General features: G+C 38.6%; 11 protein-coding genes. 7 read left to right on the top strand and 4 right to left on the bottom strand.

What is annotated here, in order from left to right; translation table 11 throughout:
* The first annotated feature begins 222 nt into the window (after positions 1–222).
* The 7 genes from NK987_RS13685 to NK987_RS13655 all read left to right on the top strand — a co-directional run bounded on the left by NK987_RS13685 (position 223) and on the right by NK987_RS13655 (position 8,551).
* Complete coding sequence (locus NK987_RS13685) at positions 223–2,613, top strand: penicillin acylase family protein (protein ID WP_259264306.1); 2,391 nt, start codon at positions 223–225, stop codon at positions 2,611–2,613.
* 223 nt (positions 2,614–2,836) lie between these two features.
* Positions 2,837–3,205, top strand: a complete 369-nt coding sequence (locus NK987_RS13680; RefSeq protein ID WP_259264305.1) for a four helix bundle protein — start codon at positions 2,837–2,839, stop codon at positions 3,203–3,205.
* A 90-nt stretch (positions 3,206–3,295) separates the two neighbouring features.
* Complete coding sequence (msrB, locus tag NK987_RS13675; RefSeq protein WP_259264304.1) at positions 3,296–3,712, top strand: peptide-methionine (R)-S-oxide reductase MsrB; 417 nt, start codon at positions 3,296–3,298, stop codon at positions 3,710–3,712.
* A gap of 1,623 nt (positions 3,713–5,335) precedes the next feature.
* Positions 5,336–5,794 carry a response regulator transcription factor gene (locus NK987_RS13670; RefSeq protein WP_259264303.1) on the top strand — a complete coding sequence of 153 codons (459 nt, stop codon included), beginning with the start codon at positions 5,336–5,338 and terminating at the stop codon, positions 5,792–5,794.
* Positions 5,795–5,911: 117 nt separating this feature from the next.
* Positions 5,912–7,612: a hypothetical protein gene (locus NK987_RS13665; protein WP_259264302.1), complete on the top strand. Its 1,701-nt coding sequence runs from the start codon at positions 5,912–5,914 to the stop codon at positions 7,610–7,612.
* Position 7,613: 1 nt separating this feature from the next.
* Positions 7,614–8,363 carry a hypothetical protein gene (locus tag NK987_RS13660; protein WP_259264301.1) on the top strand — a complete coding sequence of 250 codons (750 nt, stop codon included), beginning with the start codon at positions 7,614–7,616 and terminating at the stop codon, positions 8,361–8,363.
* Between the two features lie 2 nt (positions 8,364–8,365).
* Positions 8,366–8,551: a hypothetical protein gene (locus NK987_RS13655; protein ID WP_259264300.1), complete on the top strand. Its 186-nt coding sequence runs from the start codon at positions 8,366–8,368 to the stop codon at positions 8,549–8,551.
* A 542-nt stretch (positions 8,552–9,093) separates the two neighbouring features.
* On the opposite strand, the gene NK987_RS13650 is transcribed toward NK987_RS13655, so the two are convergent.
* The 4 genes from NK987_RS13650 to NK987_RS13635 form a co-directional block, all read right to left on the bottom strand.
* Positions 9,094–9,951 (bottom strand): hypothetical protein, encoded by an 858-nt coding sequence (locus tag NK987_RS13650; protein ID WP_259264299.1) that lies wholly within the window; start codon positions 9,949–9,951, stop codon positions 9,094–9,096.
* A gap of 310 nt (positions 9,952–10,261) precedes the next feature.
* Positions 10,262–11,212, bottom strand: coding sequence for a DUF4097 family beta strand repeat-containing protein (locus NK987_RS13645; RefSeq protein WP_259264298.1), 951 nt, complete (start codon positions 11,210–11,212; stop codon positions 10,262–10,264).
* Entirely contained in the window at positions 11,199–11,594 is a 396-nt protein-coding gene (locus NK987_RS13640) for a TM2 domain-containing protein (protein WP_258423089.1), read from the bottom strand. The genes NK987_RS13645 and NK987_RS13640 overlap by 14 nt, the downstream gene beginning before the upstream one ends.
* Positions 11,587–11,922, bottom strand: coding sequence for a DUF2752 domain-containing protein (locus tag NK987_RS13635; protein ID WP_258423090.1), 336 nt, complete (start codon positions 11,920–11,922; stop codon positions 11,587–11,589). Before NK987_RS13635 ends, NK987_RS13640 begins: the two co-directional genes overlap by 8 nt.
* Positions 11,923–11,999 lie beyond the last annotated feature (77 nt).

Here is an 11,999-nt window from a genome sequence, read left to right as displayed (position 1 = left end):
CTGTCTGGCAAATGCCTTGAAATCAAATTCATCTCCGTTTTCTTTCATAGTCAAAATTTAATAAATTAAACATTGACACAGTTAATTGAACAGTCTCGAATCCTTCATTCTGAATTTATCATTCTCAATTCTGAATTTCCTTAAGTCTTTCATCTTGTGTCTTCTTTGAGATATATTTGCATTTAATCCCTCTTGAAAAATTCCCCACCCATCAATAAACCCATGAAAAAATTCCTCATTGCCCTAATCGCTCTATTCGTGTTGCTTTTTGTCGGATATCAGGCAGTCAAGCTGAGCTTCAAACCAAAATATAACGGCGAAATCAACATGTCTTCCATGTCTGCTGAAGCGGAAGTCTATTTTGATGATTTTGGTGTTCCCCACATCTATGCTGCCAATGCCGAAGATGCATACCGCTCCTTGGGCTATGTCCATGCACAGGACAGGCTTTTTCAGATGGAAATGATGCGCCGTGTAGGCACAGGTACTTTGGCGGAACTCCTAGGTGCCGATTTGGTGGAAGTGGATAAATTTTTCAGGACTTTGGGCATTCCCAAACATGCCGCTTGGAGTACCGAAGAGTGGAAAAAAGCCGGAAATTCAGAATGGAAATCCGCTACCGAAGCCTACATCGAAGGCGTAAATCATTTTATCCAACATGGAAAAATCCCCATTGAATATACCCTCTTGGGATCAGAACCGAGGGAATTCACCATCAATGACATCCACGCCATCACGGGATATATGTCCTTTACTTTTGCCATGGCAATGAAAACAGATCCTTTGGTCACCAAAATGGCCCGCACCTTGGGTCCTGAATATATGAAAATGGTTTCGGTCCAAACTTTGCCGGAGCACCATGTCATCCCCAACAATTACCCGAAAAGAGATTCCATCACCACTGATCTTGTCATCGAAAATTCCCTTTCTGCCCTGTTGGAAAAACTTCCCGTTCCCCTGTTGGAAGGCAGCAACTCATGGGTGATTTCGGGAAGCAGGACGGCTTCAGGGGAAGTACTGTTCTGCAATGATACCCACATTGGCTTTGCCCAGCCATCGGTATGGTATGAAGCGCATCTCGAATATCCGGGTTTCAGCTATTACGGCAACCATCTCGCAGGAATGCCATTTGGCTTGGTCGGACATACCCGCCACCACAGTATCGGACTGACGATGTTTGAAAATGACGATCAGGATTTCTTCGAAGAAAAACTCAATCCCAACAATCCCAACGAAACCATTTACGGAGAGGAATTCAGGCCATTGACATCCAGAACAGAAACCATCCATGTCAAAGATGGGGAGTCTGTTATTTTTGAAATCAAAGAATCCATCCATGGACCCATTATGAATGATGTCCTTCCCGAAATCGGCAAACTGACTCAAAATCCTGTGGCTTCATGGTGGGTGTATGTACTCGAACCGACAGTTGCTTTGGAAGCTACCTGGAAGATGGCAAGGGCCAAAAACATCCAAGAAACCGAGGATGCGGTTCGCCTGATTCACGCGCCCGGACTCAATGTCATGTATGGTGACAAGGCAGGAAACATCGCTTGGTGGGCCACTGCCAAATTGCCCATCCGACCAAACCATGTCAACAGCAAAATCTTCTTGGATGGCAGCAGCGCTACAGACGAACCTACAGGATGGATCCCATTTGAGCAAAATCCCATGAGCATCAATCCTGCTTCAGGTTTTGTGGCTTCCGCCAATAACCAACCGGATACCCTTTCCAACGGGACTTTCTTCCCGGGATACTATTATCCCGGTGACCGTTGGGACAGAATCTCCAAAACCGTCACTTCCCGAAACGATTGGACCCAAGAAAGTATCAAAGCCCTCCAATTGGAAGCCATCAATGAAAACCACCCCATCAACGCCAAAAGCATGTTGGCAGTGGTGGACTTAGCCGCATTCAAAGGTTTTGAACCTGCCCAACAAGCCATTGAAAACTGGAACGGGAGTCATGACCTGGAATCCATCGCTCCTACCTTTTACTATAAGTGGCTGTACCATACCCTCCATGGCATGATGGCTGATGAGTTGGGGGAAGAGGACTTCCAAAACTTCATCAAGACTTTCATGTACATCCGAAGTGTACCGACATTGATCCGAACCGATAATTCTCCTTGGTGGGACAATTCCCAAACCGAGGCAAAAGAAAGCAAGGCCGACATTGTCAAAATAGCCTTGGGCAAAACCATCTCAGAACTCAGCGAACAATTGGGTACAGACAGCGAAAAATGGCATTGGGAAAAAGTTGTCGTTCTCGAACACCCCCACCCTCTCGGTGCCAAAAAACCACTGGACAAAATCTTCAACGTCAAAGCCCCTGCAGTCACTGCCAATGAGGAGTCGGTCAACAAACTTCCTTTTACCCTTAATCCTGACGGCATCTATAAAGTAAATTCCGGACCTGCGATGAGGATCATCATTGATTTTGCTGACGTGGAAGCCTCAGAATCCGTCCTTCCCACCGGTCAGAGCGGCAACCTTTTCAGTCCCCACTACTCCGACCAAGCCATCCTCTACGCCACCGGCAAATACCGTCCCATGCTGATGAATGAGGGGGTGATTAAAGGGGGTGGGAGAAAGTTGGTGGTGAGGCCGTAGTTAGGGGGAATTGTTGGGGTGGTAGTAATGGTTATAATTGTTGTAGTTGTTGTAATGGTCGAAATGGTTGTAGTGGTTGTAAATGGTCTAAAGGTTGTAATTGTTGAAATGGATGGGAATTGGGTGATTCAAAAGCCGCTAGAGGAAATATTTTCATTGAATAACTATTATTTGAGTCAGGATTACTTAATTTAGACAATCGCTTATTTCAAACTTTTGTCAAATGAAAAGTTATCAGGACTTGGATATCTACAAAATTTCATTGGAGTTATTTTTTGAAACACATCGGTTCAGTCTTAAGTTACCCTCTTATGAAAAATATGAATTGGGTAGTCAGTTGCAAAGGTCATCTGACTCAATCAATACCAATATCGTGGAAGGATATGGAAGAAAATCCTACAAACAAGATTTTGTGAAATTCTTGGTTTATGCGCACGCAAGCAACTTAGAATGTCATAATCACCTAGAAAAATTAAAGGTTTTGTATCCTGAGTATGATGCAGAAGTTCAATTGATCCAAGAAGAATATAGAAAGCTTGGTGTCAAAATCCACAATTTCATTGAATACGTAAAAACCAATTGGAAAACATAGACTAAGTGGAAAACCAAAACCCTCCAATAACGGACCCACTTAACAATTACAACCATTACAACAACTAGAACAACTACAACCATCTTACCCATGAAACCGAAACCAACAAAATCCTACCCCATCACCAAATCAGAAAACGAATGGAAGCAGGAACTTGATCCTCAAGCCTACCATGTTTTGCGGGAAAAAGGAACTGAAAGACCCTTCACCGGACAGTATTACCTCAACAAAGAAACCGGAATCTATGAATGCCATGCCTGTGGCAATGAGATTTTTCATTCCTCAGCCAAGTATGATAGTGGTTGCGGTTGGCCGTCCTTCACCGAACCGGTCAGACCTGATGCCATCGACGTGCATATGGATTATACCCATGGCATGATCCGGGAAGAAATCCTCTGCGGCAAATGCGGCGGGCACCTCGGACACCGTTTCCCCGACGGCCCTAAAGACAAAGGGGGTATCAGGTATTGTATTAATTCGGTGAGTATGGGGTTTAAAAAGTTGTAATTGTTGTAGTGGTTGTAATTGTTGTAGTGGTTCCGCCACGGCGGACAGGTTCAATTGTTTGAAATGTTGTCTGCTGCGCGTTATCAAGTTATCGAGTTATCAGGTTGTCTGCTGCGCGTTGTCGGGTTGTCAGCTTCGTGTTATCAAGTTGGGGACCGTCATTCTGAACCGCAGCCTGCGGAGGTGAAGAATCTCATAAAAATGTAATTGTTGTAGTTGTTCTAGTTGTTCTAGTTGTTCTAGTTGTTGCCGAGGTACCAAGTCTTGAATCTTGTGTCTTGAAAAAGTACAATAGTAAAAATTATCGGAATAATTATATGGTTTCTTGGTAATTGGTCAAAAGGTAACGAATGGGTAAGGAGGGTGTAACGTATGGGTAGGAGAAGGGTAAGGGAAGGGTAGCGGAAAGTGGGGAGAAATTGGGGTTTTCGGCAAATTTTATTGCATTATTTTTTATAGAATTGACCTTTTCTAAGGAATTGGAGATTGAATTTTTCGGGGAAATTGGTAAGTTTTTTATGTTGTCTAAAAATCAGGTCTTGCTCTAATTTTAGTAGTTGTAATTGTTGTCTGCTTCGCGTTGTCAAGTTATCGAGTTGTCATGTTGTCTGCTGCGCTTTATCGGGATGGGCACCGTCATTCTGAGTGAAGCGAAGAATCTCAATCAATATTTTTGTTGTAGAGGTTGTAATTGTTGTAGTTGTTGTAATTGTTGTAGTTGTTCTATTTGTTGTAGTTGTTCTAATTGTTTTCGAGGGATCAAATCTTGGATCTTGAGTCTTGAATCTTGTGTCTTATTTTGTCGGGGAATCAAATCTTGTGTCTTGCATCTTGTGTCTTGTGTCTATTTTTATTCTTGTGTCTAGCATCTTTTTTGGTTGTCAGCTTGAAAAATCCCCGAAGGGGTAACATATTTATAGAATAAATGAAGCGTGAGATTGTATATGGTTTTAGCTAATTTGATGGGAAATTGTAAGTATAGTTTCCGCCAAAACAGATCTAGTTTTTTTAACCACAGATAAAAAAGATGAACACAGATCTTGTGTCTATTTTTGAAAGTCTTGAATCTTACGTCTTGAATCTAGTGTCTATTTTTAAGTCTTGAATCTTGTGTCTATTTTTAAGTCTTGAAGCTTGTGTCTTTTTTCAAATCTTGGTTCTTGGTACTTTATACTTTGTACCCAATTCTTCTCGGCACTCGCGACTTGGCTATCGCATCTATTTCCCCGGTTCGTCCTTGGTACTTGATACTATATACAAAATTCCCCAAATCCCCTACTTTTCCCACCTACCAACTGCCAACTGGGACTGAGAACTGATCACTGATAACTGCCAGATTCCCCCTCCCCCCTACCGAATTCTCCCCAAACTCCGCCGAATTCTAATTTTTATAGAAATATTTATAAAGTATTTTTAATTCAAAAAAGTAATTCCTAATTTTAAATCACTTGATATCAGTGTTTTAGCCAAACAAGGACCTGGTGATCAAGCTGCTTTCGGATATCCTTCTTGGGATAAAATCTTGGTAGTTTTTTGTGATTAGCCAAACAGCACAGATCCTGCCCTTTAAACTTATCCGCTTCGGCGGAACCACACTAATTATTCCTTTTTAATTTTTCTTAGATGAGAACATTATTAGCCAATCCTGATGCCTTATTCAGGTTTCAAAAAATCCTCCTTCCCTCCTACGCACTCCTATTTATAGGTGCTGCATACATCCTCTTCGGAGAAGTCGCAAACAAATTAGAATGGAATGAATCCGTCTATGTCCTGATGCTGCTCGTGATGGCCTCCTTTGGGATCTCCTTCGCTTGGGCAAGGATAGAATATTCCAAAGTCCGTGTACTGATGGACAAGCTCCAAGCAAAGGAAACAGAGAAAGAATCCTCCTTGCAACACCGACTCAACCAACTTTCTTTCAAGGAAAAAGAAGTACTCAACTATATCCTCGCCGGCAAAAGCAACAAAGAAATTTGTGATACTCTCTTTATCGAGCACAGCACCCTCAAGTCTCATATCAATCATACCTATAAAAAGCTGGAAGTCAATTCCAGAAAAGAGATTGTTTCGGTAGTAAAATAGGTGTTTTATACATGAAATAGGATAAATCAACCTTTTTTCAACCCTGCGAAAATTTTTCTTTGGAAATAAAATTTTAAAATTTGACATTATTTATTTAAAATATCTAAACTTTAAAAAATGAAAAAACTTTTATTCTATTTGCTTTTTATAAATTCATTTTTTTCCAATGCCCAAAATGCTCCAACGGATCAGATCATAGAAGTTGATAAATTTACTGGATTAGTAAATATGGAATTCCCATTCGATAGGAGTTTCTATATCAAAATGAAAGTTGACAAGGATGATAATATCTCAACTATTTCCTTTACTAGGGTTTATGGAAGCGGAAGGGATTTAGAAAATAATTATGGAACTATATTAAAAAAGCTCAATTTTAGAGAAGAACCTATTGAAGGAGATACCAAAAAGAAATTTCTTATAATTCAAATGCCTCCCCTTGCACCAAATGGACTATATGACATTTTAATTAAACGAAGGCTTTCAGGAAAGTCTCTCCTTGCTTTATTTGAAACCGATTCTTTACTTTTTTATGATAATGTAGGGGTAGAGTTTTCAGGAGTAAAGGCTATAGAAAGTTTGTTTTCAAAAAATTCTAAAAATGACTCCTTAATAAGTACAGAAAAACACGTAATGTTTATTAATAGTCTAGCCAAAGTGGATCACGGAAATTGTACTACTTTTTCAGCCGGTTCACTATCTGAACAAATATGTTCTTCAGATGCCAAAACACATAATTACATTAAACTCTATTCTAAAATACTGGCATATACTTGGGAGTCAAACCCAATTTCTCCTCCTTATAGTTTATCTGCTTATAAAGATATTTTTGACTCTATACAAAAACCATTATATGATAAACTATTTTTAACGGAGGTCGTTTCTTCTGATCTTACTGAACTCAATGCCAAAACAAAATATAAAAATTTAATAAACGTAATTTCCAATTTACAAGTTTCTAGTCAAGATTTGACAATTTATCAGGGTTCATTAAATTCATTGGTGCGATTAATGAGTCTTAATAATGATGCTGTTTTGTGGTTAAATGGAAGAGCATCCCTTAGTGATGAATTAAATATTAAAATGTTAAAACATTTTGATTTTGAGGGGAGGATAAAAAATATTTCTACAAACATAAGGTTATTAAATAAAACTATATCAGAACTTTATTTACTAGGATACTCTAATCCTTTAATCGCAAACGACGCAATTGATGTAATTATAGAGATTCAAAATCTAGTCACTAAACTTGAAGCCATAAAAAAGAATATGAATAGTATAATTCAAACTATTCATAAACTCGAAAATTTTGCAACCAAAGAGTTTATTTTAACAAATACTTATTTTTCGAAAGTTAGTACCGAGGCAGGGAAGTGGGTTTTACCTGATTTTGGAGTTGTTTTTGCTCCTAGCAATAAATCTAATAATATTCTTAGACCTTTTCTTGGTGCAAATATTAATTTTGGCCCGGTAGACAAAGACATAAAAACTAGGTTTATGTCAGATAGTATTGCCCCTGGTTCAAGTAAAGTGGGCAGATATGTTAGAAACCATTTTTCCATGTTATTGGGAGTCTCAATTGGAACTATTAAGGAAGAAGGGGTTCGGGAAGATTTGTTAAATGGTATAAATATAATGACCGGCTTGTCCTACCGAGTAGGGCATGTAGTTAGGGTCTCAGGAGGAGCTCTGTGGTTCAATGGTGTCGATCCAAATCCAATAATCTCTGATAAGAAGATTAAAGCATTGGGTTATATCTCCATTTCTTTTGATATAGATTTCAAAAATGCTTCTGGAAGTACGCTAAATAAGCTATTTTAATATGAAAAATGTTATTAATTTTCTTTTGATCCTGATATTATTTAATTCATGTTTAGAAACTTTAGACTCAAATAAGGTGGTGGGTTTAATAGTAAAAAATGGAATTACCAGTATTCCGGCAGATAATAAATCAACAGTAACACTTGTTTCATATATTAGTATTGACTCTGATGAGGATAAAAGATCAATAGAATTTCATACTTCGGGTGGTGTTTTTACAAAAAATAATGAAAATACTTTATCTGTTATTGCTAGGGATACAGTTGAAATAGAAAATCAAAAGTATCTAAGTGCGGAAGCTATTCTAAGATCAAGTAATACAATTGCACCAGAAATTATAGTAACTACAAGAGTCAAGTCTTTTTCAGCAAAAACTTACCTAGCATTTACAGAGTCAGTGCCTAATAAAGTCTTGTTATCATCAAATAAATTTGGGATAGTAAATAGCTATGATTCTGAGGTGATTTTAACGGCATTGGTGGAATCATTTTCAGGTTTTCCTTCCAATGGCTACACTGTTGAATTTTTAGTTTATGACGCAGAAAATGGATCTAAATTTTCTAATCCACTATTTAGAGAAAGAAAACTTTCTGTCAACTCAGAGGGAAAAGCTTCTGTCATTTTTTCATCAGGTAATTTAATGAAAGGGGATACCTCTTTTTTAGGTGATTTATTAATTAAAGTAAATATTTTAAATGTACCAACACTTGAAGATTCAATTATATTAAATGTTTCAAAAAAAACTGATTAATTATGGAAAATTTAAAACTAGAGTTCGATGACTTATTAAGGAATATTGAGGTAAAAGCCAGAGAGGAAAATACAATACCTGAAGAAGATGAAGTCGAGGGATTAAGGTTTGATCTTAAAGATCGTAATTGTAGAAGAAGAGTATGCATTACTATAGGAGGTCAAGAATTCTGTTATTGTTTAGATTAGATTATATTATTTTGGCAAATTTTGGGTAATTGGACTTCTTGGAGCGCAGTCCAACAATGGATTTTATAACTGGGTGAAATTTGTAATTTCACCCTTTTATTATTTCCAATTTTTTATTGGTAAATATCGAATCCTTCATAGCTTGAACTGAAAGGAAACTCTCATACCCCCTGACTTTGAAACTTTCCAAACTTCTAACCTCACCTCTCCACCACCACCTTCTTCCCCACCAGTTCCCTCCCATTCCAACTTTGTAAAAAGTAAATTCCTTATGGAAAGCCGAAAAGGTCTATGTAGGTTTCTTGGGTGTTGACTTGTTGGTGAAGGACTGCTTTTCCCATGGCTTCATTAATTTAGATTTCAGTACCTACTTGGGAAAGGTTGATTTTGAAAATTCTGTAATAGGGATTGGGCGCGACGGTCAAGCTGAATTTGGATTCTTCTTGGCACGTGACACTGATTACTTTGGAATAATCAAATATCCAATCAAAATCTGTTTGTTTCAGTCGGAAATATCCGAGTTGGTATTTTGGATCAGGGAATTAGTCGGATTTTATAGCTTCACCCTGAGGCAATTTTGGCAGAGGAATCATACGGACAATATTGTATTCCAAACTTAAATCAGTTTCAATTTCCGATGTCAATTCCAATTCTTTGAAGAAGTAACTATCGGTAATAGATAAATCAATTTCTTCAATATGAGTATAGGGAGTTTTGGATTTTTTTGATGCTTGATTTTTTATACTTTCATTTTTGAGATGATCGGATGCCAACTTTTTTGAATCCACCTTCTTGTCAATGCCGGCAAATAAATCCAAGATTTTATAAGAGATAAGTGAAAACTTAAAATACAATGTCATGATATCCTCTTCTTTGATTTCTTTTGTTAGGTGGGGATCTTTTAGATGCATAAGGTACACATCGATTTCAATATTTACATTTCTTAATATAAGTTCAAAACTATGCAACTGGTCATAATTGTTGCTTAATCCTTTGAATTTGATAATCCTTAATTCTTCTGGCAGGGTTTTAAACTTTAGGAAATGCTCTTCGGAAGGATAACTATTAAAATTGTCTTTTTTCAATTTGATTTCAATGACTTTCAAAACAATGAAATTTCTGTAGTAATGTCGAAGCAGATCTTTGAAGATTCCGGTTTGGATGGATTTGTCAATCAGATCCTGCTTGTATTCTTTCCAGACAAAATACGCTGTTAGCAAAGTACCGATTGCCGCAACTCCCGCTAGGATCAAGTTGGCATATTCATCCAAATCCGTTTGGGTAAGATCGGTAGGAATTGTGTTTGATCTGATTTGGTATATCAATTCAAAAATTTTGGAATTAACTTCCTCCTGATTTGTAAATTTTACAACAACAGTATCTGCAGTTTCTTGCATCATTAGCTATTAATGATTTTAAGTTAAAATTTAAATATTTGGTTATTAATAAAAATAGGCAAAAAAATTCTTCAAATCGTAATTTATAAACAATAAAACTTGTCACATTCTACTGTATTAAACATTTTAATATAAAATAAAATTATTTCATCAGAATTAGGAGGTTCCTAGTTTTGAAATCAAACCACAAAATTGACACTCCCTGCAAGACCCCTGCAAACATTTAAAACAAAAAATCCATTGACCTCCACAGGCCAATGGCTTTTCTTCATTTAAAAATCTTCGGAATCTTTAATTTTCCAATCTTCCAATCCTAATTCACAATCTTAATACTCCCGCTGCTCACTTTTCCCCTGATGGTAGCCGAAGCACCGTTATCAAGATCGAGTTCTTTGCCGGAATTTTGCTCGCCTACGCTGACGCTACCGCTGTTGGCTTTGAGGTCGAAGTTAAAGGCTTTGAGGTCTGAGGGTGTTTGGATGCTGATACTTCCGGAATTGGCTTCCAAGCTTGTATTGCTTCCCAAACCGGAATTCTCAGCTTTAATACTGCCTGAACTCGCAGACAATTCTCCCAATTCTTCCAAATTGACCAACCTGATATTTCCAGAATTGACCTGGGCATTGACCGCTCCTTTTACTTCCTCAATTTTCAAGCTGCCTGAAGAAGCGACTGCATCGACATTGCCGACAACATCTTTTAGGCTGATACTGCCTGAATTGACCTTGCAATTGATTTTGCCGGTCAATGCTTCTCCGCTGATGCTTCCTGAGGAAGCGTTCAATTGGATGTCGCCTACTTCGAGAGAGGTGGCTTTGATGCTTCCGGAGTTGACTTTGAGGTTGATATTTTTATGGACCACATTGAGGACATCTATAGAGCCCGAACCGTTGGTCAGGTTGAGTTCGATGTCTTCAGGCCCGGTAAGGCTGATATAGCCTTTGGTGTGGTTGGAAAAATTCCAACTGATTTCATTCTCTCCGGTCACTTCGATCTTCAGTTTGGAACCTGATTTTCTGTAGCTGATTTCCATGCCTGAACTTTCGGAAGCTTCCAGGAAACCGTCCAAATAAACTTCCGCCTCTCCAGATTTACCTTCATAACTGACTTCCAAAAACTTCCCGTCCAGTTCGATTTCTTTGATACCTTCAAAGGTTTCTTCGTAGTCTTTGGTAATGGTTTTCTCTGACGTAAAACAAGACGTCAAGAGAAAACCTGAAACCAAAAGCATTCCCATTTGTAATCCCAACTTATGCTTTGTCATTTGGATTGGTATTGACGTTTGGATAGAAATTGCTGTTGTTTGACATCATGGACAAAGTCTCATGTGCCACTTTGATGTTGTATTCGTAAGCAAGACTTTTGTAATTGACCAAGTCTACAATGGTACCGATAAAACACAATCCCAGGGTCAGGATGTAGAGGATACCCAATCCGATCTGTCCGAGAATAAAGCGGTGGAGTCCGGCAAATCCGAAGAAACCGAGCAAACAAAGGATCAATACCATTTGGTTGTCTTTTCTTCTGGCGCGATATACTTGGGCAAAAAGATTTGCCTGATCGTCATCCATGTTTTTCAGGATGCCCTGAATGTAACCCAATTCCATACCTTCAAGCTCAGGAAGGTGTCTCAATACATTAGCCATAGTAGTTAGTAGTTTTTAAGTGTCTGATTAATTCGAAAATCCGGAAACCGATCGCGCCGAAGGCAAACATGGCTAGCGGGTGCATTGACCATGATGCCTGAAAATCCCCCTTGGTCAACAGACTCATGGCCCGTCCCAATCCACATCCCGGACACCAATGGAAGCCTAGGTTCTCCAAAGGGCAAAGGGTGAAATGTTGGGCGCCATAAGGGTCGATAAGAAGGATCCCGATAAGGGCCCCGATCCAAAAGACCAATTCCAAAGGGAATGTGCGGATGAAGTTGCCGATTCTTTTCATTTGGAACTCAAAGTACGAAAAGAATGCCATAAGGTAAAAAGTGCGATTTTAACCTAAATTAACGTGTTCCAAAAATGTCCTGACACGCACACGGACAAAAAAGTGTT

It is taken from the genome of Aquiflexum gelatinilyticum (assembly GCF_024813435.1).
Taxonomy (GTDB): Bacteria; Bacteroidota; Bacteroidia; order Cytophagales; family Cyclobacteriaceae; genus Cognataquiflexum; species Cognataquiflexum gelatinilyticum.
Note: the sequence above shows the minus strand (reverse complement) of the source record. Positions and strands in the feature narration are given on the sequence as shown.

Coding starts and splice junctions, on each gene's coding strand:
- NK987_RS13645 (WP_259264298.1), bottom strand. CDS start 11,212: ATGACAAAGCATAAGTTGGGATTACAAATGGGAATGCTTTTGGTTTCA.
- NK987_RS13680 (WP_259264305.1), top strand. CDS start 2,837: ATGAAAAGTTATCAGGACTTGGATATCTACAAAATTTCATTGGAGTTA.
- NK987_RS13650 (WP_259264299.1), bottom strand. CDS start 9,951: ATGATGCAAGAAACTGCAGATACTGTTGTTGTAAAATTTACAAATCAG.
- NK987_RS13655 (WP_259264300.1), top strand. CDS start 8,366: ATGGAAAATTTAAAACTAGAGTTCGATGACTTATTAAGGAATATTGAG.
- NK987_RS13665 (WP_259264302.1), top strand. CDS start 5,912: ATGAAAAAACTTTTATTCTATTTGCTTTTTATAAATTCATTTTTTTCC.
- NK987_RS13635 (WP_258423090.1), bottom strand. CDS start 11,922: ATGGCATTCTTTTCGTACTTTGAGTTCCAAATGAAAAGAATCGGCAAC.
- NK987_RS13640 (WP_258423089.1), bottom strand. CDS start 11,594: ATGGCTAATGTATTGAGACACCTTCCTGAGCTTGAAGGTATGGAATTG.
- NK987_RS13660 (WP_259264301.1), top strand. CDS start 7,614: ATGAAAAATGTTATTAATTTTCTTTTGATCCTGATATTATTTAATTCA.
- NK987_RS13670 (WP_259264303.1), top strand. CDS start 5,336: ATGAGAACATTATTAGCCAATCCTGATGCCTTATTCAGGTTTCAAAAA.
- msrB (WP_259264304.1), top strand. CDS start 3,296: ATGAAACCGAAACCAACAAAATCCTACCCCATCACCAAATCAGAAAAC.
- NK987_RS13685 (WP_259264306.1), top strand. CDS start 223: ATGAAAAAATTCCTCATTGCCCTAATCGCTCTATTCGTGTTGCTTTTT.